Here is a 23,287-nt window from a genome sequence, read left to right as displayed (position 1 = left end):
TGCTGAGAGCATAATAAGACAAGATTTCATACGAAAATTTCACTTTGCGGGAGATTACACTTTTTAAATTATCACCTGCAGGATAATTAATTGAAATTTAGATTAACGCTGCGTGATATTTAATCTCAAATGATAATAAAGATGCGTTATCATTTATATTTTGATAATGACCACAAATATTTATATTTGTGCTAAGCACCAAATCTCACTTGATCATAATCAATCATGATGAATTACTAATTCTTTATGATTACCTCATATGTCGTATTAATAATAATTATGAAAACAATGTGAGAAAATAAAATGAAAGAGTTGTTAAATACAACAATCTCCCGACGTGATGCGGTGACTACAACTGCAAAACTGGGAGCTGCCGTTGCACTAAGCAACGCCATCACTTTGCCTTTTTCCACAACCGTCAGGGCCGAAACATCGGATACCGGTAAAACCAACGAAAATGCTGAAACCGTCAGGCATAGTGCTTGCCTGGTGAATTGCGGAAGTCGTTGTCCATTAAAGGTTATCGTAAAAGACGGACGCATTGTTCGTATTGAAGCCGAGGACGCGAAGGACGACTCTGTTTTTGGTGAACATCAGATTCGACCTTGCCTACGTGGTCGTTCCAGCCGCTGGCGTGTTTATAGCCCCGACCGTATTAAATATCCCATGAAACGAGTAGGAAAACGTGGCGAGGGGAAATTCCAAAAAATTTCCTGGGATGAAGCGACAGCATTAATCGCTGCTGAATTAAAACGTATCACTGAAAAATATGGCCGAGAGGCAATTTATTATAATTATCAATCTGGCGCTTACTATCAGACTCAGGGTAGCCCGGCATGGAAACGTCTGCTGAATATTACCGGCGGTTATTTGCGTTACCATAATACTTACTCGACTGCGCAAATTGGTGCTGCAACACCTTATACACACGGTGTATATGTTGGCAGCCATTTCACCGAAGTTGCTAATTCCGATTTAGTGGTACTTTTTGGTCTTAACCTGTCAGAAACGCGTATGTCCGGTGGTGGACAGGTGGAAGAGCTGCGTCGTGCGCTCGATAAATCCAAAGCCCGTGTCATTATCATTGATCCTCGCTATACCGACTCTGTTATCACCGAACATGCTGAGTGGTTACCTATTCGTCCAACTACTGACGCCGCACTGGTGGCGGGTATTGCACACACACTGATCACCGAAAACCTGATCAACGAAGAGCAGGTAAATAAGTACTGTGTGGGTTATGACCGCTCTACACTGCCAGAATCGGCGGCACCGAACGCCAGCTATAAAGACTATGTGCTGGGAACCGGGGAAGATGGTGTGGAAAAAACACCTGAATGGGCGGCAAGTATCACCGGATTACCCGCGACGCGTATTCGTCAGTTAGCAAGGGAAATGGTTGCGGCGAAAGCCTGTTATATCTGCCAGGGCTGGGGGCCGCAGCGTCATGCCAACGGTGAACAAACTGTTCGTGCAATCCAGACTTTGCCAGTACTAACCGGTCATTTCGGCTTACCTGGTACGAACAATGGCAACTGGCCTTACGGTACGCCGTATGGTGTTCCTTCACTGCCGGTGGGTGAAAACCCTATTACCACCTCTATTCCGTGCTATCTCTGGACCGATGCGATCCAAAATCCTGAAAAGATGACGGCCAATACAATGGGCGTAAAAGGTGCGGAGAAACTCAAAACCGGGATCAAACTGATTGTTAACCAGGCGGGTAACGCTCTGTTAAACCAGCATGGAGCAACCAATCGTACCCGTAAGATTCTCGCCGACGATACATTGTGTGAAACCATCATCGTTATCGAAAACCATATGACCCCAAGTGCAAAATATGCAGATATTTTGCTGCCGGAAACCAGCTACCTTGAGGCCGAGGATCTGGTAGACAGTTCATACTCTGCAGGATCGCACAACTATATGATTGCGCTGCAAAGAACCATCGAGCCGATGTGGGAAGTGCGGAGTACTTATGATATTTGCGCCGATATTGCCGGGCATCTTGGTTTGCGCGAGCAATTCACTGAAGGAAAAACTCAGGCACAATGGGCAGAGCTGCACTATCAGCAAATCCGTGAAAAACGCCCGTACCTGCCGGAATGGCAGGTAGCAAAAGAGATGGGCGTTATCGACCAGCGTATCGCGACAGAGAAAGAGAGCATTGCTTTTGCCGATTTCCGCGCTGATCCGCAGGCGAATCCGCTAAAAACGCCATCCGGTAAAATCGAAGTGTATTCCCAGGCACTGGCTGATCTGGCGCAGAAATGGATCTTGCCAGAGGGCGATCGTATTCCTGCTGTGCCTGAGTTCTGTGTGGTGAAAGAGTCACATCTGAATAAAGAACTGACTGCGAAGTACCCGTTACAACTCAGTGGATTCCATACCAAAGGCCATACTCACTCAACTTACACCAACGTGCTAATGCTGCACGAAGCGGTGCCAGATGAAGTATGGATCAACCCGATCGATGCCAGTGCGCGGCAACTGTCGTCTGGTGATCTGGTACACGTGTTTAATGATCGTGGTGTGGTTGAGATCCCTTGCAAAGTGACCCAGCGTATTTTACCTGGCGTTGTTGCCATGCCTCAGGGAGCGTGGACGCGTCTGGACAGCAATGGTGTTGATGTTGGTGGCTGTATTAACACGCTGACAACTCACCTGACCTCGCCGCTGGCGAAAGGGAACCCGCAACATACCAACCTTGTTGAAATTAAACGCGCTTAAGGAGTGATCCACAATGAAACAGTATGGTTTTTACGTTGACTCCTCGCGTTGCTCTGGCTGCAAAACCTGCCAGGTAAGCTGCAAGGATAATAAAGATTTGGATGTCGGACCGAAGCTGCGCCGCGTGTATGAATATGGTGGCGGTAGCTGGGTGAAAGAAGGTGAAAGCTGGCACAACAATACCTTCACTTACTATTTGTCGATTGCCTGCAATCACTGCGATGAACCGACCTGTGTGGCAGGTTGCCCAACCGGCGCGATGCACAAACGCGAAGAAGATGGCCTGGTGCTGGTGGATGACAGTGTTTGTGTGGGCTGTCGTTACTGCGAAATGCGCTGCCCTTATGGTGCACCGCAGTTTGATACACAAGCTAAAGTGATGCGTAAGTGTGATGGTTGCCTTGACCGACTGGAGAAAAATCTCCCGCCTATTTGTGTTGAGTCCTGTCCACAGCGAGCTTTGGATTTTGGTCCTATCGACGAATTGCGGGCGAAATATGGCAGCGAAAATGAAATCGCACCGTTACCTGCCGCTTCGTTTACGCATCCTAACCTGATAATTAAACCGCATCCGCTGGCGCGACCTACGGGCGACAAAGAAGGGGCGATCATGAACATTCGGGAGGTGCGCCATGCATGAGTTACCACTGGTCTTTTTCACCGTATTTACCCAGAGCGCAGTGGGGGCGTTTATTCTGCTGCTGATTGGCGGTGCCATGGGGTTAATTGAGCCACGTCGTATGGCGATTGGTCTCTTTTCGGTGATGTGCTTGTTTGGTGTGGGTGTTGTGCTTGGCACCATTCATGTCGGGCAGCCGCTGCGAGCGCTGAATATGCTATTCCGTGTCGGCAGTTCTCCTATGAGTAACGAAATCGTGCTTTCGGCATGTTTTGCCGCAGCCGGAGGACTGGGATCTCTCGGTTTGCTGTTAAATCGCGGTGGTGCAATGCTTTGTAAAGTACTGGTATGGCTGGCCGCTGCGATTGGAGTCGTGTTTATCTTTGCCATCCCGCGTATTTACCAGTTGGCAACGGTAGCGACCTGGAGTACCTCTTACACCACCATGATGATGGTGCTAACTGCACTTATCGGTGGCGGCATGTTGGCGGCGTTGTTTGGCGTTCGTCGTCTGGGGCTGCTGGTAAGTGTACTGGCGATTCTAGCGAGTTTCTGTTTGCGTCCGGGTTATATTTCCACGCTAATGAGTGCTGATGGCGTTATTACCGCTGCGCAGTCCACCTGGTTTACCGCTCAGGCCATTCTGTTGGCGCTGGGTGTTATTGGGGCACTGCTCTATGCACGCATGAAAAGTGGGCAAGCTGTGCTGGCGATGACTGCACTGGTGGTTATTGCTGCTGAACTGGTTGGTCGGATCGGTTTCTACAACCTCTGGACCATCCCTATGTAACCTGTGAGTGGCCGGTGTCTGTCCGGCCACCTCTGCTTTCAGGAGTGTTTAATCATGCCTTCCCCAGCCGTACTGGTGCGTATTCTTGGTGCCCTGTTTTACTATTCTCCCACGCGTCCTGAAGTTCGGGCACTGTTTGACTGTCTGCCGACATTGGATGAGATATACCCCTGGCGCGATCCCCGCCAGGTGGCTGAATTATGCTCTGACTGGTCACTCCCGGATGAGGAGCAGCATCTCTGGCAATTTTCTGTTCTTTTTGAAGGACAGGGTGAAATGCCAGCACCGCCCTGGGGTTCGGTATATCTCGAAAAAGATAATCTGTTGATGGGTGACAGCACTGCCGAGTACCAGAAGTTCCTTCGTGATCAGGGAATGACGTTTGATTCCTGTATAAATGAACCGGAAGATCAGTTTGGCCTGATGCTGCTTGCCTGTAGCGCCTTGCTGGCAGAGGGGAAAGAACGTGCAGCTAATCAATTGCTGGAAACGCATTTGCTGCCGTGGGGATATCGTTATCTGGAGTTATTACAGCGCAACCCTGTCAGTGCGTTTTACGCGAAGTTGGCGCAGATTGCGACACTGTTTCTGCAGGATTATCAGCAGCAACAGGCACTAAATCCTCCAACCAAACGGCTCTTTCTTGGATGAGTAAGTCAGAAAATTATTATCAGGAGTTAATGTCTCATCGGTATGTTAGCCGACGCGGGCTATTTCGGGCCTTTGTCAGCGCGGCTCGCCCGATAACAACACCGATATTACCTGTGCACTCCTTACCTCCCGGCGCGTTACCTGATGCGCAGTTTCGTGTGCAGTGCACGCAGTGTGATTTGTGTATTAATGCCTGTCCCATGGGCATTCTCAACCGGCATGAAGATGGCTATCCGCAATTGGTGATTGAATTTGCCAGTTGTGACGGCTGCGGCTTATGTATCGCTGCATGTTCTACTGAGGCATTACGTCCGCAGGCTCGTTTCGACACCGGATTTCGTCCCGTTTTTAAAGCAAATTGTGTTAATCCGGTGCGCAGTTGCAAACAGTGTGTCGATCTATGCCCACTTCAGGCATGCTCAATCAACGAAAGCGGAATGCCTGTAATCGATGCTGCAATATGTAATGGTTGCGGTGAATGTTTGGTTCAGTGTGGTTATGACGCGGTAAAACTTGAGATGGTGTGAGGGGCAGGGAGGAACACTCTGTGTATTAACAGATTTCACTTGATGACCTGGAAATTATTATTTTTAGGAATGAGGATTCTTATCCGCATGGAAAATATGTGCACAATTATCCTGCGATAATAATGAAAATCATCTGCTTTTTTTAGCAAAAAACATCACAATAATTACGATAATAATTAACTCAAGTAACATATTGTCATGTGACTCCTCTTTTTGAGTGTGGCGTATTGTTGTTGTTAAATCGGCATGACAGATTGAAAAATATTAGTAAATAGCTGATGATAAAAGCAATAATCCTTGCTGGCATTTTTATTTTCTTATTTTCAATCTTTTTCCGTTGAAGGCCTTATATTATTTCTTATGTGGGAGGACGGGAATAAATTACTTAAATTTTTGCTCTAAATAATTCGCGATGCAAGATTATCCGACGTGAATAATTTGAGCGTGGTTATCGGCCTTTGGGGATTTTTGTCTTTGGCTAAGGGCGTTGGTTTGAATTATTCCAGATACGATTCCATGGGCCCGGAAAGCAAAAACCCGCCTTGTGGGCGGGTTTTCAGGAATTAGTGGTGCCCGGACTCGGAATCGAACCAAGGACACGGGGATTTTCAATCCCCTGCTCTACCGACTGAGCTATCCGGGCAACGGGGCGCATTAAACCGTAATCTGCACATCTCGTCAACTCAATTTCACGTTTTACTGTCTGGTTGCTTATCTTTGCGGCAGTTTGTACAGTTCTGGACCACTATTGAGGAAAATTACATCACTCCCATATCACCTTAACCATGATGGCTGGCAACGGTGCCTATGTAATATTTGTTATTCAACCAGACGGGAATGACGGCAACACGTTCAAAGGCGTAATGCAGAGGCTTTCCAAAGCGGTAGTTATCACCATAGTCCGCTGCGCGGCAAGTGCCGGTGTTGTTGCAGGCGAGTTTCTGGTCTTTATGGCTGAAAGTAAGGCCACTTATGGCATTGGCAAAAAAGGGTATAACGAAAAGACCGGCAAGTGTGGCGTGGTGAAGCAGGCGCATATAATTCCCTTTTACCTATCCGTGTTGGTGGAATTATATGCGTATACGAAAGGACCAGAAATCCGAATTATGTCAGCGCTCCACCCTGGCGGCAGCGGGCGAAGCGCAGGATATCTTCCGCCAGCCGATGTGCGGTATCGACATCGGCCTGGCTGCGATTTACCAGCATCCGGCTCAGGCAACCTTCCAGTACCAGTTCCATCTGCTTTGCCACCATGGCGGGATCATCTACCTCCAGGGTAGTTAATAGCTCGTGAGTGAAATCAAAAGCTGCCTTTTTTTGTTGCTCCGCCAACTGATGAATAGGGTGATCCGGATCAGGATAGAAGGTACAGGCAGCGATAAACAGACATCCGGGGTAGCGGTTATTACTCACGCACTCCGATAATGCCTGGTAACGGGCCAGTAGTTTTTGTTCAGTAGACAGCGTTTCATCCAACATTAACTGACGACGCCAGATATCTACCTTTTGGCTAAGGTAGCGCAGAGCATCGTACAGAATGGCCTCTTTGTCTGGCCAGAAACGTTGCAATTCATCAAGTGGATAATCAATGCGTTCAGCGACCATTTCTGGCGTCGTGTTAGCAATCCCTTGAATTTCTAATAATTTCAGGGCTTCTCCCAGAACATCTTCACGTTGCACGCTATTTTCCTCCGTCTTTCCTTTTGCAAGTGTTGCTCACGGTTGGCGATCACGCAAATGTGCGTCAAAGGTTGTCGCGTCCATATAGCCCGTAACTCTGGCATTTGGTTGTTCATTGCCCTGAGTGTCAAAAAACAGAATTGTGGGTAAACCCAGAACGTTCAGATGTTTCAATAGTGCGACATCCTGGGCATCGTTGGCTGTTACGTTGGCCTGAAGTAAGACCGTGTCTGCTAACGTTTTTTGCACCTGCGGGTCGCTGAAGGTGTATTTCTCAAACTCTTTACAGGCGACGCACCAGTCGGCATAGAGATCTAACATCACTGGTTTGCCTTTAGCTTCAATGAGCGCCTGATTTAACTCATCTACCGTTTTGATTTGTGTAAAGTTGAGATGCGCCTGCGTTTGCGCGGTATGCGTCGCACCAAATGCCCAATCCTGGAGTGGGCGCACGCTAACCAATGCTGCCGCCAGCAGGATAATTTGCACGATACGCATCCAACCGCGTTTGGCCTGTAAGCTGGTGATAAAGGCCCAGCCAAAGAACGCGACACTAAGCACCGACCACAAGCGTAATCCCCAGACATCACCAATCACACGCTCCAGCAGGAAAACTGGCAGTGCGAGGATCACAAAACCAAACGCGGTTTTGACCTGTTCCATCCACGGGCCGCTTTTCGGCAGCAGGCGGTTGCCAAAGACGGTAATTAGCATCAGTGGCAAGCCCATGCCCAGCGCATAAAGATAAAGCGTGCCGCCGCCCAGCCACATGTTCCCGCTTTGGGCGATATACAGCAGAATCGCGCTAAGCGGTGCGGTGGTGCATGGTGAACAGATCAGCCCGGCAATCGCCCCCATAACAAACACACCACCGGGTGAACCGCCCTGTTGGCGATTGCTCATCAGCGTGAGGCGCGTTTGCAGCGAGGAGGGGAGCTGTAAGGTGAATAAGCCAAACATCGACATCGCCAGCAAAGTAAAGACGATGGCGAGGCCGATAAGCACGTAAGGGTGCTGTAGCGCCGCCTGGAACTGTAATCCTGCTGCGGCAACCACCAGACCCAGCGCCGTGTAGGTCAGCGCCATCCCCTGCACATAAATAAAGGTTAGCAACAATGCTCTGGCAGTAGAGAGCCGCTGTTTACCGCCCAGCACGATGCCGGAAATCAGTGGGTACATCGGCAGCACGCAGGGGGTGAAGGCGATACCGATACCGATTAACAACGCCCAGAGTGCGGAAAAGGGCAGTTGTGCATCGGTTTGCTGTTGTTGAGCAGGAGCCGGTTGCGGTGCGTTTTTACTGGCAATGACCGCGCTTAACGGCACTATTTTGGTTTCTGGTGGATAACAAAAACCCGCCTCGGCGCAGCCCTGATAAGTGACGGTCAACGTTGCACCAGCACTCGCCTGGTCGATGGTCACGGGAAGCGTCAGCTTGTCGCGGTAAATCTCACTTTTGCCGTAAAACTCATCTTCATGCCAGACACCTGGCGGCAGTTGCACATCGGCAATCTTCGCCTGCTCGGGCGTGATGTGGATCTGTTTACGATAAAGGTAATAACCGTCTTTAATCTGCCAGCTCAGATTAAGCTCATGTTGGTTTTGCTGAAAATCGAAAGCAAAAGCCTGATCAGCAGGCACAAATTGTGAACGTCCTGGCGCGTCAAATAATCCAGCAAAAACGGACGTGCTGCAAAGTAGCAGGATCAGCGTAAAGATGCGTTGAGCCATGAGAGGTAATCAGTGTCTCCATGAATAACAGGTAAAACCAGAAGCTCAGGTGTTTGATAAGGATGATGAGACTTCAGGCAGTCCAGCAGTGCCTGCTGGTGGGATTTGTCGGTTTTGAAGATCATCTGTACTTCAGATGCTTCTTCAAGCTTACCTTCCCAGAAATAAAAGGACGTTACTCCGGGGATGACTGTGGAGCAAGCGGCCAGTTGCTCTGCCAGTACTCTGGCGATCAATTCCCGGGCTATCGCTTCATCTGGCGCGGTACAAAGCACTACTACGGCCTCAGTATGCGAATTTTTTTCGGCAAGCATAAACACCTCGCAACAACAGATGGAACCGCAAGAGAGAGGTCACTATACAACGGTCGGGGGAAGGATGTTAGTCGGCGGGAAAGAAAGCGGGGCGTGAACGCCCCGCGATTGGTCATTACAGCATTACACTGCCCAGCAGGAAGCCGAAGCAAACGGCCAGAGCAACACCCAGAGTACCCGGGATGAAGAACGGATGGTTGAAGACGAATTTACCGATACGAGTTGTACCCGTGTCATCCATCTGTACCGCAGCAACCAGCGTCGGGTAGGTCGGCAGAATGAACAGACCAGACACCGCAGCGAAAGAAGCAACAGCAGTCAGCGGAGAAACGTTCAGTGCCAGAGCCATCGGCATCAGTGCTTTTGCGGTTGCCGCCTGAGAGTACAACAGAGCAGAAGCAAAGAAGAAGATGACAGCCAGCAGCCACGGATGACCCTGAATCACTTCACCAGCGGTATCTTTGATCCAGTCGATGTTGTTGGAAACGAACGTATCGCCCAGCCACGCAACACCCAGGATACAAATACAGGCGCTCATCCCTGCTTTGAAGGTGCTGGAGTTGAGGATATTGTCAGTGTCCACTTTGCAAAGAACAGTGGTCAGAGTCGCAACGCTCAGCATGATAATCAGAATAGCGTTAGTGGTGTTCATCAGCGGCTTCTCAACCAGACCCATGCTTGGGCTGTTGATAATCGCATAGATAACTACGCCAACTACGCCCAGCAGGAACAGCCAGACGGATGCTTTCGCGCCTTGTTTGATTTCAATTTGCTTTTCGCCGCGCAACTCAATCAAACCTTCTTCCAGACGCTTGAGATAAATCGGATCGTCAGAAAGTTTAGAGTTGAACAGCATGGTGACGATGAAGGACATCACCAGAACAGCCAGCAGAGTGGACGGGATGACCACAGAAAGCAGATGGATGTAGCTAATACCATGACCTTCCATTACAGAAGACATGTACACCACCGCCGCAGAGATCGGTGATGCAGTAATCGCGATCTGCGCGGAAACCACCGCCGTTGACAGCGGACGGCACGGCTTAACCCCTTGTTCCTTAGCCACTTCTGCGATAACAGGCAGCGTTGCCAGGGAGATGTTACCTGTCCCGGCAAAAATGGTCAGGAAGTAGGTCACGATGGGCGCGAGGATCGTGATATATTTCGGGTTACGGCGCAGCAGCTTTTCTGTCTGGTTAACCAGATAGTCCAGACCGCCAGCAACCTGCATGGCAGAGATAGCAGCAATAACTGCCATGATAATGGAAATGACATCGAATGGGATGTTACCGGGTTTGACGCCAATGGCAGCAAGAACCAGAACACCTAATCCGCCTGCAAAACCAATACCTATGCCCCCAAGTCTGGCACCTAAAAAGATTGCCAGCAATACGATAATAAGTTCGACAACTATCATACTAGCCTTCCTTGTTTATTGATTAATTGATATCAATTTGTTGTTATTTGGTTACTACCTTTAAATAAAAAGGCACGTTATTAAACGTGCCTTTTTGGTCCTACACAATTCGATTATTGTTCACTTTCATCAGTATAGCGTTTTGCTTTATAAGCAGGGTGCATCAGGTTCTGTGCAGAGAAAATATCATCAAGCTCTGCTTCAGTCAGAAGCCCGCGCTCCAGAACGACTTCGCGCACGCTCTTACCGGTTTCAGCACAAATTTTACCGACGATATCGCCGTTGTGGTGACCGATGAACGGGTTCAGATAAGTGACGATGCCGATAGAGTTAAAGACGTAGCCTTCGCAGACTTCTTTATTGGCAGTGATGCCGTTAACGCATTTTTCCAGCAGGTTGTAGCAAGCGTTGCTCAGGATATGAATGGATTCAAACATTGCCTGACCAATCACCGGCTCCATGACGTTCAGCTGCAGCTGACCCGCTTCTGCTGCCATGGTAACAGTGGTGTCGTTACCGATAACTTTGAAGCAGACCTGGTTTACGACTTCCGGTACTACCGGGTTAACTTTAGCAGGCATGATGGAAGAGCCAGCTTGCAGTTCCGGCAGGTTGATCTCGTTCAGGCCGGCACGCGGGCCAGAGGAGAGCAGACGCAGGTCGTTACAGATTTTGGACATCTTCACAGCCAGGCGTTTCAGTGCGCTGTGTACCATTACGTAAGCACCGCAGTCAGAGGTTGCTTCGATCAGGTCTTCAGCAGGTACGCACGGGAAGCCAGTGACTTCAGCCAGTTTCTTCACTGCCAGCGGAGAGTACTCTTTCGGCGTGTTCAGGCCTGTACCGATTGCGGTCGCACCGAGGTTAACTTCCAGCAGTAGTTCAGCGGTACGCTGAATGTTTTTAACTTCTTCTTTCAGCAGGATGCTGAAAGCACGGAATTCTTGACCGAGAGTCATCGGAACTGCGTCCTGCAGCTGGGTACGACCCATTTTCAGGATGTCCTGGAATTCGACAGCTTTACGTTCAAAGCCTTCACGCAGTTGGTTAATCGCGTCGATCAGTTTGATGATGGAAGCATAAACAGCGATACGGAAACCGGTCGGGTAGGCATCGTTAGTAGACTGACATTTGTTAACATGGTCGTTCGGGTTCAGATACTGATACTCACCTTTCTGGTGACCCATCAGTTCCAGACCAATATTGGCCAGCACTTCGTTAGTGTTCATATTAACGGAAGTACCTGCGCCGCCCTGGTAAACATCTACCGGGAACTGATCCATGCATTTTCCGTTATTCAGGACTTCATCACATGCGGCAATGATGGCATTCGCTACACTTTTAGGAATGGTTTGCAGCTCTTTGTTAGCTAAAGCCGCTGCCTTTTTCACCATTACCATCCCGCGGACAAACTCAGGAATATCACTGATTTTGTTGTTGCTAATGTAGAAGTTTTCAATCGCTCTCAGAGTGTGAACACCATAGTAGGCTTCAGCTGGAACTTCCCTGGTACCCAACAGATCTTCTTCGATACGAATGTTATTTGACATGTGAACCTTCTTTTTCAAGCTGCCAATGATTTGTTCTAAACGCGCAGAATATATGCGGTTATGAATGTTTTTCGACCGACGATTATCCCCTGCATCGACCGAATACCTGAGATCATATGCTGCTATGCGATTTCTACCGTAATCTGGATCACTTTAAGCGGCGGAAATTGGGGCTGATTTATTGATTTGTGAAATGGATCACCCCTTTAGGATTAATACCATAAATATATCCGATACCCCCTTGAAATTTTGAAAATCATCGCTATATCAGGCGAGTGCGTAACGCAAATTTAACGCGCAGCTGTGGTCAACAGTTGCGAATAACAGGAGAATCCTTTGCGCTGGATACCTTTACTTGCTCTCTTTCTCTACGTTTACATTGAGATTTCGATTTTTATTCAGGTCGCCCATGTCTTAGGCGTTCTGCTGACTCTTATACTAGTAATATTCACCTCAGTTATTGGTATGTCACTGGTTCGCAACCAGGGCTTTAAGAATTTTGTGCTGATGCAGCAGAAAATGGCTGCTGGGGAAAATCCGGCAGAGGAGATGATCAAAAGCGTATCGCTGATCATTGCTGGTTTGCTGTTACTGCTCCCAGGCTTTTTCACCGATTTCCTCGGTTTGCTTCTTTTATTACCGCCGGTGCAAAAGCATCTGACAGTGAAGTTGATGCCGCATTTGCGCTTTTCTCGCATGCCAGGCGGTGGTTTTAGCGCCGGGACCGGTGGCGGTAATACTTTTGATGGTGAGTATCAGCGAAAGGATGATGACCGCGACCGCCTTGATCATAAAGACGATCGCCAGGATTAATGTCGAAACGCCGGATTATGTGGTTATGCCATTTTCCGGCGATTTTCGTTTTGGCAGAAACAGCCATAACCCCGCCAGCATGATCAGCGCATAGAAACTTTTCCAGCCGACCATCGTCAATAACAGAACGCATAACAGCCCGCCAGTCACCGCCAGTAGCCGATAACGTCCTTGCAATAATTTACAACCAGCCAGCATGCATAACAGGTAAATCATAATAAAGATGCCATTGGCATAAATAATAAGAGCGTCCAGATTGATTTCTAAAGCATGGATCACCAACGTGCTCACCACGCAGCAACCGAGCACAGCATTAAGGGCATTATTCGGGATATGGCGAGAAGAGAGGCGTGCCAGGTAGTGGTCAGGATTATGTTGCGCCTGCGACCAGACCAGGCGGGCGAAGCTCTGTATATAAATGTTGAGACTGGCAAAGCAGGCCAGATAGCCAATCACGCAGGCAATCCATAACGCTCCTACACCGAACAGTTGAACTACAATTTTTGGAAGCGATGCTGCCGCCGCCATTTTTTCACCATAGGCGTCGAAGTGTAAGACGACTACCGTACAGCCCCAGTAGACTAATCCTGCCAGCAGCAGACCAATCATCAACGCGCGAGGAAAATCACGCTCTGGATTTTTAAATTCCGAGGCGAGATGGGCAAATGCCTCCAGACCGACAAAGCACCAGAACATCACTGATAACGCAGCAAATAACCCGGTAAGTTCGATATTACCTGGTGCAGGGAAGGGGATATTCGCAGGTTTGATATCACCCGCCCACCAGATGGCGACAATCAGCGTGACGATAAGCCCGGCAATGACCGTTTGTAGATTAGCACTGGAACTGGCACCGCGAGTACCGATATACCACACCAGCGCCAGCGTACCGAGTTCTGCCAACAACAGTTGCCAGCTATGCCAGCCAAACATCGCCTGTCCGAACCCGGCAGCAATTTGTAGCGCGGCAGGCAAACCTACGGGAATGACCGATAAAAACAGCCAGCCGGTGACTCGCTCAAGCCGCGAACCAAACGCCATACCGACGAAGTGTGCGACGCCGCCTGCACTGGGATAGTGGCGACCCAGAATCGCAAACACAATCGCAATCGGGAACACTAAGATAATCAAAACGGGCCACGCCCACAGGCTGGTATTGCCTGCTACCAGTGCAGCTAACGCAGGAACGGCAAACACGCCGGTGCCTAATAATGACGTCGATAGCAGGCCGATGCCCTGGGCCAGCCCCAGTTCTTGTTTGAGTCCACTCATGGGTTGATATCCGATTGCGCCCAAATTTTGGGCAACTGCGTAGATTTTCGATGGTAGCACAATCAGATTCGCTTATGACGGCGATGTAGAAATTGTGATGAAACGTGAGGTGAATCAGGATTTTTACCCGATTTTGTGCTGATCAAAATTTTTTTTCATTTTCCCCCTTGAAGGGGGATAAGCCCATCCCCATTTCTCTGGTCACCAGCCGGGAAACCATGTAAGGTCCGGCGTCACCCATAACAGATACGGACTTTCTCAAAGGAGAGTTATCAATGAATATTCGTCCATTGCATGATCGCGTGATCGTCAAGCGTAAAGAAGTTGAAACTAAATCTGCTGGCGGCATCGTTCTGACCGGCTCTGCAGCGGCTAAATCTACCCGTGGCGAAGTGCTGGCTGTTGGCAATGGCCGTATCCTTGAAAATGGCGAAGTGAAGCCGCTGGACGTGAAAGTTGGCGACATCGTAATTTTCAACGATGGCTACGGTGTGAAGTCTGAGAAGATCGACAATGAAGAAGTGTTGATCATGTCCGAAAGCGACATTCTGGCAATTGTTGAAGCGTAATCCGCGCACGACACTGAACATACGAATTTAAGGAATAAAGATAATGGCAGCTAAAGACGTAAAATTCGGTAACGACGCTCGTGTGAAAATGCTGCGCGGCGTAAACGTACTGGCAGATGCAGTGAAAGTTACCCTCGGTCCGAAAGGCCGTAACGTAGTTCTGGATAAATCTTTCGGTGCACCGACTATCACCAAAGATGGTGTTTCCGTTGCTCGTGAAATCGAACTGGAAGACAAGTTCGAAAACATGGGTGCGCAGATGGTGAAAGAAGTTGCCTCTAAAGCGAACGACACTGCAGGCGACGGTACCACCACCGCAACCGTACTGGCTCAGGCTATCATCACTGAAGGTCTGAAAGCTGTTGCTGCGGGCATGAACCCGATGGACCTGAAACGTGGTATCGACAAAGCCGTTACCGCTGCAGTTGAAGAACTGAAAGCGCTGTCCGTACCGTGCTCCGACTCTAAAGCGATTGCTCAGGTTGGTACTATCTCCGCTAACTCCGACGAAACCGTAGGTAAACTGATCGCTGAAGCGATGGACAAAGTCGGTAAAGAAGGCGTTATCACCGTTGAAGACGGTACTGGTCTGCAGGACGAACTGGACGTGGTTGAAGGTATGCAGTTCGACCGTGGTTACCTGTCTCCTTACTTCATCAACAAGCCGGAAACTGGCGCAGTAGAACTGGAAAGCCCGTTCATCCTGCTGGCTGACAAGAAAATCTCCAACATCCGCGAAATGCTGCCGGTTCTGGAAGCCGTTGCAAAAGCAGGCAAACCGCTGCTGATCATCGCTGAAGATGTTGAAGGCGAAGCGCTGGCAACTCTGGTTGTTAACACCATGCGTGGCATCGTGAAAGTCGCTGCGGTTAAAGCACCGGGCTTCGGCGATCGTCGTAAAGCTATGCTGCAGGATATCGCAACCCTGACCGGCGGTACCGTAATCTCTGAAGAGATCGGTATGGAGCTGGAAAAAGCGACCCTGGAAGACCTGGGTCAGGCTAAACGTGTTGTAATCAACAAAGACACCACCACCATCATCGATGGCGTGGGTGAAGAAGCTGCAATCCAGGGCCGTGTTGCTCAGATCCGTCAGCAGATTGAAGAAGCAACTTCTGACTACGACCGCGAAAAACTGCAGGAGCGCGTAGCGAAACTGGCAGGCGGCGTTGCAGTTATCAAAGTAGGTGCTGCTACCGAAGTTGAAATGAAAGAGAAAAAAGCACGCGTTGAAGACGCCCTGCACGCGACCCGTGCTGCGGTAGAAGAAGGCGTGGTTGCTGGTGGCGGTGTTGCGCTGATCCGCGTAGCGTCTAAACTGGCTGACCTGCGTGGTCAGAACGAAGAGCAGAACGTGGGTATCAAAGTTGCACTGCGTGCAATGGAAGCTCCGCTGCGTCAGATCGTCCTGAACTGCGGTGAAGAACCGTCTGTTGTTGCTAACACTGTTAAAGCTGGCGACGGCAACTACGGTTACAACGCAGCAACCGAAGAATATGGCAACATGATCGACATGGGTATCCTGGATCCAACCAAAGTAACTCGTTCTGCTCTGCAGTACGCGGCTTCTGTGGCTGGCCTGATGATCACCACCGAGTGCATGGTTACCGACCTGCCGAAAAACGATGCAGCTGACTTAGGCGCTGCTGGCGGTATGGGTGGCATGGGTGGCATGGGCGGCATGATGTAATTGCCCTGCACCTCGCAGAAATAAACAAACCCTCAGGCAGAAATGTCTGGGGGTTTTTCTTTTAGTCATCTTTTTAGTATAAGATTCACACACAGACGCGAGTGGCGTCCAGCTCATTGATTATGGGGAATAACATGCACGTAAAATACTTAGCAGGGATTGTCGGTGCCGCGCTACTGATGGCGGGTTGTAGCTCCAGCAACGAATTGAGTGCTGCCGGTCAGAGTGTACGCATTGTAGACGAGCAGCCAGGTGCAGAGTGCCAGCTGATTGGTACTGCGACAGGTAAGCAAAGTAACTGGCTTTCCGGGCAACACGGTGAAGAAGGCGGTTCTATGCGTGGTGCGGCAAACGATCTGCGCAACCAGGCAGCTGCAATGGGTGGTAACGTGATTTATGGTATCAGCAGCCCGACACAAGGTATGTTGTCCAGCTTTGTTCCGACTGACAGCGAAATCAGCGGTCAGGTTTACAAGTGCCCGAACTGATTAATGTGAGAGATGATGAACCCCATCGCTGGGGTTCATTGGTATATCTGCTATTACTTTTGTTCAGCAGCTTTTTGGGCAGTTTGGACTCGCAAATGATGCAGGGCACGTAAACACTGCTCCTGAGTCAATTGTTGCGAACTGTTAGCCGTTAACGTTCTGACAGACACCTGGCACGGTGTTTGCGCGATTTTCTTCAGACGTGGGCTAAAATCAAGCAGTCGACGGGTGATGCCCTCAACTTCTTTACCGCCTGAGGGCGCGCGGGATTTCACAATAGAACCGCAAAACTGTTCTTTGCCTTCCTGATCCTGATAACGATAAATAACTGCCAGATAATGGCTAAATAAATTATGTTTCCACTCTGGCTGATCATAAGAGTCATATTCCAGATTACCGTTATCCTGACAATCGACATCAAATAAAGGTAAGAAATCTAATAAAGAAGTCATTCTCTGAGCCAGTTCGAGCATTTCAGCATTATTGATGGCATGAATGATCGCTCTTGCTATCATTTCAATTTGCAGTTCATTCACCTGTAATTCACATTGACTTCCGTCATGTAAAGTTAATGCGAAAATTAAATCTTCACCCTGATTACTGATTAATGAAAGCGTTTTAATTCGACGATTAATATCGGCATTTTTCAGTTCCTCTACCTGAAGTTCCGGGATGTTTTCAACCATCTTTTTGTTGGCTTTATCGCGGGCTTTCTCGTAGTTCTGTCGCTCATCAGCATTTATCTGCTGTTTTTGCCAGAGTCTGCTTTCAAGCGCGATCAGCAGGTCACGCAGCTCCATAACGGAAAAGAAAAATAATGATTCTTTATTGCGTGGTTCGCGAATTTTTAATGCCAGCGCAATAAAAGTATCTTTTTGACGAATAACACCAGTATTTACGCCTTTAATACTTATGGCCATTGTAGGTTCTCCCTAACCATTACTAAATCTAATTATTATTGAAGATTTATATAGTTAATGAATGATGTAGTGGTAAAGGCGATTAAAATAACACAAATTTGAATGTTTACTCTATGGGTTGAGTAACAAAAAGCATCCAGCAAATTTAATGGTTAAGTTGCAAGCCATAAATAAAGGCGCCTGAAAAAGACTCCTTATATTGAGGACAAAGTGCATTGTACCCATTGCCGGATGCGGCAGAAATGGCTTATATGGCCTACAAATCTAGAAAATTCAATATATTGCAGAAACCATGTAAGCCCGATAAGCATAGCGTATCGGGCAATTTCGCGTGTGTCATTAGCTGTAGGTGACTGAAAAATCCATCTTTTGGTTTAATGCTGACGTAATTGCAGATCCAGCGGCGTTTTACTGGGTTCGCCGCCAATTTCACGCGCCAGTTTCGGCACCAGATATCCCGACACCAGTGTCAGCAACTCACGCATAATCTGCCGTGCTTCGTCATCACTCACCATAAAATGCGCCGCGCCCTGTACTTTATCGAGCACATGCAGGTAATACGGCATCACGCCCGCATCGAACAACGCATTACTCAGGTTTGCCAGCGTTTGTGCGTTATCGTTCACACCACGTAACAGAACGCTCTGGTTCAGCAAAGTAACGCCTACCCGGCGCAACTTAGCCATAGCCTGGCGGAATGTTTCATCTACCTCATTGGCATGGTTGATGTGATTCACTAGCAAGATTTGCAGCGTAGAATGTGAAAAGCGTTCAACCAGCGCATCTGTGATGCGTGCCGGGATCACAATCGGCAGACGGCTGTGAATCCGCAGACGTTTGATATGCGGGATGGCTTCCAGTTGTGTAAGCAACCAGTCCAGCTCGTGATCTTTCGCCATCAGCGGATCGCCGCCGGAGAAAATCATCTCGTCCAGTTCCGGATGCGCAGCAACATACTCAAGTGCAGTCTGCCAGTTACGCTTGTTGCCCTGATTTTCGGCATACGGGAAATGGCGACGGAAGCAATAGCGGCAATTTACCGCGCAGCCGCCTTTGACCAGCAAAAGCGCCCGGTTGTGGTATTTATGCAACAAACCAGGCACTACGCTGTGCTGTTCTTCCAGCGGGTCGGTGGAGAATCCGGGCGCGACGACAAACTCATCTTGCGAGGTAAGTACCTGACGCAAAAGCGGATCGTCCGGATTACCTTTCTCCATGCGATCGATAAATGAGCGGGGCACACGCAGGGCAAACAGCTTTTTGGCGCTGCGTCCGGCCAACAGTTTTTCGTCCGCGTCTATATTCAAAAGACGCAGAAGTTCATCAGGATCGGTCACAACATCGGCAAGTTGCGTTAACCAATCTTCTCTGGATGGGGTATTTAGGGTTACAATATGCGCCATTTTGTGGCTTAGCTACCAATTAACAAATTTCAGAGGGCCTTATGGCAACGTACTATAGCAACGATTTTCGTGCTGGTCTTAAAATCATGTTAGACGGCGAACCTTACGCGGTTGAAGCGAGTGAATTCGTAAAACCGGGTAAAGGCCAGGCATTTGCTCGCGTTAAACTGCGTCGTCTGCTGACCGGTACTCGCGTAGAAAAAACCTTCAAATCTACTGATTCCGCTGAAGGCGCTGATGTTGTCGATATGAACCTGACTTACCTGTACAACGACGGTGAGTTCTGGCACTTCATGAACAACGAAACTTTCGAGCAGCTGTCTGCTGATGCAAAAGCAATTGGCGACAACGCTAAATGGTTGCTGGATCAGGCAGAGTGTATCGTAACTCTGTGGAATGGTCAGCCGATCTCCGTTACTCCGCCGAACTTCGTTGAACTGGAAATCGTTGATACCGATCCGGGCCTGAAAGGTGATACCGCAGGTACTGGCGGCAAACCGGCTACCCTGTCTACTGGCGCTGTGGTTAAAGTTCCGCTGTTCGTACAAATCGGCGAAGTCATCAAAGTGGATACCCGCTCTGGTGAATACGTCTCTCGCGTGAAGTAATGCGGTTGTGGTGCGGCCTGCAGGCTGCACCATCACTTATTCAGGTCAGAGATGATGAAACGCCTTATCGTTCTTGTTTTGCTTGCCAGCACGCTGCTCACGGGCTGTAACACCGCTCGCGGTTTCGGCGAAGATATCAAACATCTCGGCAACTCCATCTCCCGCGCTGCCAGCTAATTTTTCTTCTCTTCCGAAAAATCATCAGATTTCCATCATTTTTGGCGATGTTGTCTATTATTAATTTGCTATAGGCAAACATAAATAACATTACCTAAAAGGAAGACGTTATGGTGAAGAAGACAATTGCAGCGATCTTTTCTGTTCTGGTGCTTTCAACAGTATTAACTGCCTGCAACACCACGCGTGGCGTTGGTGAAGACATTTCTGATGGCGGTAACGCGATTTCTGGCGCAGCAACGAAAGCGCAGCAATAAGCAATAACGGTACGACAGCTGTGTCGTGCCGTTTGTTTTTTCTGCGATAGTCACTAAGGTAATAGTTGAAATTCCCCTGTCACCTGGCAAAATATTCGTTCAACCAACCGCTTTGCAGGACGACCTGCAAACGCGTCTTTTCACCGGGGACGGCCCCAATTCTCCGGAGCCTGATATGTCCTGGATTATCTTAGTTATTGCTGGTCTGCTGGAAGTGGTATGGGCCGTTGGTCTGAAATATACCCACGGTTTTAGTCGTTTGACGCCAAGTGTTATTACCGTGACGGCGATGATTGTCAGTATGGCACTACTTGCGTGGGCGATGAAATCGTTACCGGTAGGGACAGCTTATGCCGTGTGGACGGGTATTGGCGCAGTCGGCGCGGCCATCACCGGTATTGTGCTGCTCGGTGAGTCCGCTAACCCGATGCGCCTGGCGAGCCTGGCGTTAATCGTATTGGGGATTATTGGTCTGAAACTCAGCACTCACTAACTACCGGGCTGCTGTACCCAAATAAACTTACTGACATCAAACCCTTCCCGGGTCGCGACTGCCAGCATTTCCTGTTTCACTTCGTCAGAAATGGTTGGCGTGCGGGAGAGTATCCACAGGTAGTCGCGGTCCGGGCCGCAAACCAGCGCATGGCGGTATTCCCGATCGAGTGCAATAACGTTATAACCGCCATAGAAAGGACCAAAGAATGACACTTTCAGCGCAGCGCGGGTAGGCGCGCCGGTAAAGTACGCTTTCCCTTCACTCTGCTGCCACATTTCTCTGTCAGGATTATAGCCTTTATTAATGACATTCAGGCCGCCGTCATCCCGTAGGCTGTATGTTGCGGTGACTTTTTCCAGTCCACGTTCAAAGCGGTGATCAAAACGGGCAATCTCATACCAGGTACCGAGATAGCGTTTAGCGTCGAAATTATTCACTACGGTCACGCCACGCGGTGGCGTAGGAGAACTGCAGGCAACGACCAGAAATGCAGCTGTCGCTGCGGCAACGAGAGGGAGCAGGCGCATAAATGTTTCCTTACTGGTTTTTTTCTAAGTGTAGATGACAGCAAGGAAAAGCGGAGAAAAGGTCCGAAAATTCGGACCCGATGAAATTTTACTGTAGAGCGTTGAGAATCTGCCAGGCGGCGGTAACTCTCGCTGGATTGGGATAATTTTTGTTAGCCAGCATCACGATACCCAGCTCTTTTTCTGGAATAAACGCGACATAGCTACCAAATCCGCCGGTCGCCCCCGTTTTATGTACCCATGATGCGCGTACTGCAGGAGTTGGGGGCGTAATCGCTTTTACGGGGCGTGCTGCCAGTGCAATTTTATTATCACTGCCGTTTATGATGGTGTCAGGATTTACCGGCCAGTCCAGCATTTCCCAGCCCAGGCCCTGATACATATCGCCGGTTTGCCAGTAGCGAGATTGTGCCAGTTGTATCCCTTGTTGAAGTGTTTTCTCAGTGATATCACGGGGGTTTAAATTGCTTTGCACCCAGCGGGCCATATCTTCAATGGTCGACTTCACACCATAAGCTTCAGCGTCTAATGCCCCTGGCGAAACATGCACTGCCTTACCTTCGCGATATCCCCAGGCGTAATGCTTTTCTTCTGCGGACGGCACATTAATCCACGTATGGTTGAGTTTGAGAGGCTGGAAGACACGAGTTTGCATCGCCTGCTCAAAACTTAAACCAGACGGCTTCACAGCCATTGCGCCGAACAAACCGATACTGGCGTTGGCATACAAACGTTGTGTTCCTGAAGCCCATTCAGGCTGCCAGTTTTGATAGAAGCGCAGCAAGTCGCTTGAGGATTTAACATCATCCGGCACCTGTAACGGCAGGCCGCCAGCGGTGTAGGTCGCAAGATGTAATAGTGTGATCCCATTCCACTGTTTAGCGGTAAGTTCAGGCCAGTATTTTGTTGCGGGATCGCTTAGGTTGATTTCCCCTCGCGCAATAGCGTCGCCACCAAGCACGCCCGTAAATGTTTTGCTGACCGAGCCTAACTCAAACAGCGTTTGCTGCGTGACGGGCTGCTTTTTATCTACGTCCGCATAGCCCCAGGTAAAGTAATAAGGTTTGCCCTGATAAATCACCGTCACCGCCATACCGGGGATCTTTTGTTGCTCTATAAGCGGGGTAATTGTGCGATGCACAATCTCGTTGAGCTGTTGCGGGGCGGAAAGTGCGGAGCAAGAGGCGGTAATTAATAAGGCGCAGAGCGTCGTTTTGAACATAGCGTCTGGTTTCCATACAAAACGGCCCGCCATAGGCGGGCCGGATTTACATTGGCGATGCGTTAGATTGTAACGACACCAATCAGTGTGACAACTGTCAGGATAGCAGCCAGACCGTAGAAAACCCATTTGCCCGCAGGTACGTGGATTTTCAGATCGTGCATCGCGTGGTGCATACGGTGTAAACCACACCACAGCGGCAGAACGATCATCAGGAACAGGAATACGCGACCAATGAAGCTCTGCGCGAACGCCAGAACGCGCTCGTAGCTCAGCGCATCACCCGGAAACAGCCCCAGCGGCAGCAGAATACCCACCAGCAGGATCATCACCGGCGCAATGATGGCGCTCCACATACCACCGGCCCCGAAGAGGCCCCAGAATACCGGTTCGTCAGAACGCTTTGGATTTGGATTAATCATCTCAGGCTCCTTACCAGTACAGGGCAACAAACAGGATTACGATGGTGGCAACCACGGTTACCGCCCAGAGACTTTTGATAATTGGCTCTGGTCCCATTTTTTCGTCTTTTACAATGATATTGGCCGCTTTCGGTGCCAGCTCAAACCAGGTTTTGGTGTGCAGCAGAGCTGCTGCCAGAGTGATCAAGTTAATGATCACGATAACCGGGTTTTGTAAAAAGTCGACGAATCCCGCCCAGGCTTCCGGGCCATTTTTCAGGGCAAACAGCCCGAAAATCAGTTCAATGCTGAACCACACAGCCGGAACTGCCGTGCCTTCGCGCAGCATGTAAAAGCGATAAAACGGCAATTTTTTCCACCAGGTGGACGTCATTGGCCGTACATACGGTTTACGTTTAGTCGTCATGTTGCACT

The 23,287-nt window shown here is 49.3% G+C and carries 26 protein-coding genes and 1 tRNA gene; 13 read left to right on the top strand and 14 right to left on the bottom strand.

Going from position 1 to position 23,287, the window contains the following annotated elements:
• Nucleotides 1-303 precede the first annotated feature (303 nt).
• The 5 genes from K0335_RS09500 to K0335_RS09480 are packed head-to-tail and all read left to right on the top strand — an operon-like array spanning nt 304 to nt 5,317.
• Nucleotides 304-2,730, top strand: coding sequence for a DMSO/selenate family reductase complex A subunit (locus K0335_RS09500; protein WP_000661392.1), 2,427 nt, complete (start codon nt 304-306; stop codon nt 2,728-2,730).
• 13 nt (nt 2,731-2,743) lie between these two features.
• Nucleotides 2,744-3,370 carry a DMSO/selenate family reductase complex B subunit gene (locus tag K0335_RS09495; RefSeq protein ID WP_000816147.1) on the top strand — a complete coding sequence of 209 codons (627 nt, stop codon included), beginning with the start codon at nt 2,744-2,746 and terminating at the stop codon, nt 3,368-3,370.
• Entirely contained in the window at nt 3,363-4,139 is a 777-nt protein-coding gene (locus tag K0335_RS09490; protein ID WP_000544912.1) for a DmsC/YnfH family molybdoenzyme membrane anchor subunit, read from the top strand. The genes K0335_RS09495 and K0335_RS09490 overlap by 8 nt, the downstream gene beginning before the upstream one ends.
• Before the next feature lie 54 nt (nt 4,140-4,193).
• Nucleotides 4,194-4,790, top strand: coding sequence for a molecular chaperone (locus K0335_RS09485; RefSeq protein ID WP_001139857.1), 597 nt, complete (start codon nt 4,194-4,196; stop codon nt 4,788-4,790).
• 29 nt (nt 4,791-4,819) lie between these two features.
• Nucleotides 4,820-5,317 (top strand): 4Fe-4S dicluster domain-containing protein, encoded by a 498-nt coding sequence (locus K0335_RS09480; protein ID WP_223685754.1) that lies wholly within the window; start codon nt 4,820-4,822, stop codon nt 5,315-5,317.
• A 567-nt stretch (nt 5,318-5,884) separates the two neighbouring features.
• On the opposite strand, the gene K0335_RS09475 is transcribed toward K0335_RS09480, so the two are convergent.
• The 7 genes from K0335_RS09475 to aspA form a co-directional block, all read right to left on the bottom strand.
• Nucleotides 5,885-5,960: transfer RNA gene (locus K0335_RS09475), tRNA-Phe, on the bottom strand.
• A gap of 136 nt (nt 5,961-6,096) precedes the next feature.
• The gene (locus tag K0335_RS09470) at nt 6,097-6,354 is read right to left on the bottom strand and encodes a hypothetical protein (RefSeq protein ID WP_001237784.1); all 258 of its coding nucleotides are present in this window, start codon (nt 6,352-6,354) and stop codon (nt 6,097-6,099) included.
• Between the two features lie 67 nt (nt 6,355-6,421).
• Nucleotides 6,422-6,997: a transcriptional regulator gene (locus K0335_RS09465; RefSeq protein WP_001188518.1), complete on the bottom strand. Its 576-nt coding sequence runs from the start codon at nt 6,995-6,997 to the stop codon at nt 6,422-6,424.
• Between the two features lie 36 nt (nt 6,998-7,033).
• Nucleotides 7,034-8,728 (bottom strand): protein-disulfide reductase DsbD, encoded by a 1,695-nt coding sequence (gene dsbD, locus K0335_RS09460; protein WP_000068962.1) that lies wholly within the window; start codon nt 8,726-8,728, stop codon nt 7,034-7,036.
• Complete coding sequence (gene cutA, locus K0335_RS09455) at nt 8,704-9,042, bottom strand: divalent cation tolerance protein CutA (protein WP_000879045.1); 339 nt, start codon at nt 9,040-9,042, stop codon at nt 8,704-8,706. Before cutA ends, dsbD begins: the two co-directional genes overlap by 25 nt.
• Nucleotides 9,043-9,157: 115 nt before the next feature.
• On the bottom strand, nt 9,158-10,459 hold the full coding sequence (gene dcuA, locus K0335_RS09450) for an anaerobic C4-dicarboxylate transporter DcuA (protein ID WP_000637590.1): 1,302 nt from the start codon (nt 10,457-10,459) through the stop codon (nt 9,158-9,160).
• A gap of 113 nt (nt 10,460-10,572) precedes the next feature.
• Nucleotides 10,573-12,009, bottom strand: coding sequence for an aspartate ammonia-lyase (gene aspA, locus K0335_RS09445; RefSeq protein WP_002431743.1), 1,437 nt, complete (start codon nt 12,007-12,009; stop codon nt 10,573-10,575).
• Nucleotides 12,010-12,345: 336 nt separating this feature from the next.
• Between aspA and K0335_RS09440 the strand changes: the two genes are divergently transcribed.
• Nucleotides 12,346-12,822, top strand: a complete 477-nt coding sequence (locus K0335_RS09440) for an FxsA family protein (protein ID WP_001267295.1) — start codon at nt 12,346-12,348, stop codon at nt 12,820-12,822.
• Between the two features lie 15 nt (nt 12,823-12,837).
• On the opposite strand, the gene yjeH is transcribed toward K0335_RS09440, so the two are convergent.
• Nucleotides 12,838-14,094: an L-methionine/branched-chain amino acid transporter gene (gene yjeH / locus K0335_RS09435; RefSeq protein ID WP_046076438.1), complete on the bottom strand. Its 1,257-nt coding sequence runs from the start codon at nt 14,092-14,094 to the stop codon at nt 12,838-12,840.
• Between the two features lie 275 nt (nt 14,095-14,369).
• Here yjeH and K0335_RS09430 point away from each other — a divergent pair, with 275 nt between their 5' ends.
• From K0335_RS09430 to K0335_RS09420, 3 genes are all read left to right on the top strand, one after another.
• Nucleotides 14,370-14,663 carry a co-chaperone GroES gene (locus K0335_RS09430; protein WP_001026276.1) on the top strand — a complete coding sequence of 98 codons (294 nt, stop codon included), beginning with the start codon at nt 14,370-14,372 and terminating at the stop codon, nt 14,661-14,663.
• Nucleotides 14,664-14,706: 43 nt separating this feature from the next.
• Nucleotides 14,707-16,353, top strand: a complete 1,647-nt coding sequence (gene groL / locus K0335_RS09425; protein ID WP_000729132.1) for a chaperonin GroEL — start codon at nt 14,707-14,709, stop codon at nt 16,351-16,353.
• A gap of 134 nt (nt 16,354-16,487) precedes the next feature.
• Nucleotides 16,488-16,841: a DUF4156 domain-containing protein gene (locus K0335_RS09420; protein ID WP_002431742.1), complete on the top strand. Its 354-nt coding sequence runs from the start codon at nt 16,488-16,490 to the stop codon at nt 16,839-16,841.
• Nucleotides 16,842-16,894: 53 nt separating this feature from the next.
• Here K0335_RS09420 and yjeJ read toward each other — a convergent pair whose 3' ends face one another.
• Entirely contained in the window at nt 16,895-17,761 is an 867-nt protein-coding gene (gene yjeJ, locus K0335_RS09415) for a YjeJ family protein (RefSeq protein ID WP_001008087.1), read from the bottom strand.
• A 374-nt stretch (nt 17,762-18,135) separates the two neighbouring features.
• Nucleotides 18,136-19,164, bottom strand: a complete 1,029-nt coding sequence (gene epmB, locus K0335_RS09410) for an EF-P beta-lysylation protein EpmB (RefSeq protein WP_000940515.1) — start codon at nt 19,162-19,164, stop codon at nt 18,136-18,138.
• Nucleotides 19,165-19,205: 41 nt separating this feature from the next.
• On the opposite strand from epmB, the gene efp reads away from it, so the two are divergent.
• From efp to sugE, 4 genes are all read left to right on the top strand, one after another.
• Complete coding sequence (gene efp, locus K0335_RS09405; protein ID WP_000257278.1) at nt 19,206-19,772, top strand: elongation factor P; 567 nt, start codon at nt 19,206-19,208, stop codon at nt 19,770-19,772.
• 51 nt (nt 19,773-19,823) lie between these two features.
• Nucleotides 19,824-19,949 (top strand): lipoprotein antitoxin entericidin A, encoded by a 126-nt coding sequence (gene ecnA / locus K0335_RS09400; protein ID WP_000977757.1) that lies wholly within the window; start codon nt 19,824-19,826, stop codon nt 19,947-19,949.
• 110 nt (nt 19,950-20,059) lie between these two features.
• On the top strand, nt 20,060-20,206 hold the full coding sequence (gene ecnB / locus K0335_RS09395; protein ID WP_000239596.1) for a lipoprotein toxin entericidin B: 147 nt from the start codon (nt 20,060-20,062) through the stop codon (nt 20,204-20,206).
• Between the two features lie 175 nt (nt 20,207-20,381).
• Nucleotides 20,382-20,699 carry a quaternary ammonium compound efflux SMR transporter SugE gene (gene sugE / locus K0335_RS09390; protein ID WP_000118482.1) on the top strand — a complete coding sequence of 106 codons (318 nt, stop codon included), beginning with the start codon at nt 20,382-20,384 and terminating at the stop codon, nt 20,697-20,699.
• Here sugE and blc read toward each other — a convergent pair.
• The 4 genes from blc to frdC all read right to left on the bottom strand — a co-directional run bounded on the left by blc (nt 20,696) and on the right by frdC (nt 23,279).
• Entirely contained in the window at nt 20,696-21,229 is a 534-nt protein-coding gene (blc, locus tag K0335_RS09385) for a lipocalin Blc (RefSeq protein ID WP_001238369.1), read from the bottom strand. The genes sugE and blc overlap by 4 nt on opposite strands.
• 88 nt (nt 21,230-21,317) lie before the next feature.
• Entirely contained in the window at nt 21,318-22,451 is a 1,134-nt protein-coding gene (locus K0335_RS09380; protein ID WP_104919872.1) for a BlaEC family class C beta-lactamase, read from the bottom strand.
• 62 nt (nt 22,452-22,513) lie between these two features.
• Entirely contained in the window at nt 22,514-22,873 is a 360-nt protein-coding gene (gene frdD / locus K0335_RS09375; RefSeq protein WP_000609663.1) for a fumarate reductase subunit FrdD, read from the bottom strand.
• Nucleotides 22,874-22,883: 10 nt separating this feature from the next.
• On the bottom strand, nt 22,884-23,279 hold the full coding sequence (frdC, locus tag K0335_RS09370; RefSeq protein ID WP_000208757.1) for a fumarate reductase subunit FrdC: 396 nt from the start codon (nt 23,277-23,279) through the stop codon (nt 22,884-22,886).
• Between the last annotated feature and the right edge of the window lie 8 nt (nt 23,280-23,287).

The sequence above is a fragment of the Escherichia sp. GZ89 genome, from assembly GCF_019366485.1.
In the GTDB taxonomy this organism is placed as follows: domain Bacteria; phylum Pseudomonadota; class Gammaproteobacteria; order Enterobacterales; family Enterobacteriaceae; genus Escherichia; species Escherichia fergusonii.
The sequence above is the reverse complement of the archived record's forward strand: the minus strand, read 5'-3'. Positions and strand labels throughout refer to the sequence as shown.

Bases quoted from the DNA above. Each gene is read 5' to 3' on its own strand.
- ecnA (WP_000977757.1), top strand. From the start codon at position 19,824: ATGATGAAACGCCTTATCGTTCTTGTTTTGCTTGCCAGCACGCTGCTC.
- K0335_RS09470 (WP_001237784.1), bottom strand. From the start codon at position 6,354: ATGCGCCTGCTTCACCACGCCACACTTGCCGGTCTTTTCGTTATACCC.
- groL (WP_000729132.1), top strand. From the start codon at position 14,707: ATGGCAGCTAAAGACGTAAAATTCGGTAACGACGCTCGTGTGAAAATG.
- yjeH (WP_046076438.1), bottom strand. From the start codon at position 14,094: ATGAGTGGACTCAAACAAGAACTGGGGCTGGCCCAGGGCATCGGCCTG.
- aspA (WP_002431743.1), bottom strand. From the start codon at position 12,009: ATGTCAAATAACATTCGTATCGAAGAAGATCTGTTGGGTACCAGGGAA.
- blc (WP_001238369.1), bottom strand. From the start codon at position 21,229: ATGCGCCTGCTCCCTCTCGTTGCCGCAGCGACAGCTGCATTTCTGGTC.
- K0335_RS09480 (WP_223685754.1), top strand. From the start codon at position 4,820: ATGTCTCATCGGTATGTTAGCCGACGCGGGCTATTTCGGGCCTTTGTC.
- epmB (WP_000940515.1), bottom strand. From the start codon at position 19,164: ATGGCGCATATTGTAACCCTAAATACCCCATCCAGAGAAGATTGGTTA.
- frdD (WP_000609663.1), bottom strand. From the start codon at position 22,873: ATGATTAATCCAAATCCAAAGCGTTCTGACGAACCGGTATTCTGGGGC.
- K0335_RS09495 (WP_000816147.1), top strand. From the start codon at position 2,744: ATGAAACAGTATGGTTTTTACGTTGACTCCTCGCGTTGCTCTGGCTGC.
- K0335_RS09380 (WP_104919872.1), bottom strand. From the start codon at position 22,451: ATGTTCAAAACGACGCTCTGCGCCTTATTAATTACCGCCTCTTGCTCC.
- K0335_RS09420 (WP_002431742.1), top strand. From the start codon at position 16,488: ATGCACGTAAAATACTTAGCAGGGATTGTCGGTGCCGCGCTACTGATG.
- dsbD (WP_000068962.1), bottom strand. From the start codon at position 8,728: ATGGCTCAACGCATCTTTACGCTGATCCTGCTACTTTGCAGCACGTCC.
- frdC (WP_000208757.1), bottom strand. From the start codon at position 23,279: ATGACGACTAAACGTAAACCGTATGTACGGCCAATGACGTCCACCTGG.
- K0335_RS09490 (WP_000544912.1), top strand. From the start codon at position 3,363: ATGCATGAGTTACCACTGGTCTTTTTCACCGTATTTACCCAGAGCGCA.
- cutA (WP_000879045.1), bottom strand. From the start codon at position 9,042: ATGCTTGCCGAAAAAAATTCGCATACTGAGGCCGTAGTAGTGCTTTGT.
- K0335_RS09430 (WP_001026276.1), top strand. From the start codon at position 14,370: ATGAATATTCGTCCATTGCATGATCGCGTGATCGTCAAGCGTAAAGAA.
- efp (WP_000257278.1), top strand. From the start codon at position 19,206: ATGGCAACGTACTATAGCAACGATTTTCGTGCTGGTCTTAAAATCATG.
- yjeJ (WP_001008087.1), bottom strand. From the start codon at position 17,761: ATGGCCATAAGTATTAAAGGCGTAAATACTGGTGTTATTCGTCAAAAA.
- dcuA (WP_000637590.1), bottom strand. From the start codon at position 10,459: ATGATAGTTGTCGAACTTATTATCGTATTGCTGGCAATCTTTTTAGGT.
- K0335_RS09500 (WP_000661392.1), top strand. From the start codon at position 304: ATGAAAGAGTTGTTAAATACAACAATCTCCCGACGTGATGCGGTGACT.
- ecnB (WP_000239596.1), top strand. From the start codon at position 20,060: ATGGTGAAGAAGACAATTGCAGCGATCTTTTCTGTTCTGGTGCTTTCA.
- sugE (WP_000118482.1), top strand. From the start codon at position 20,382: ATGTCCTGGATTATCTTAGTTATTGCTGGTCTGCTGGAAGTGGTATGG.
- K0335_RS09485 (WP_001139857.1), top strand. From the start codon at position 4,194: ATGCCTTCCCCAGCCGTACTGGTGCGTATTCTTGGTGCCCTGTTTTAC.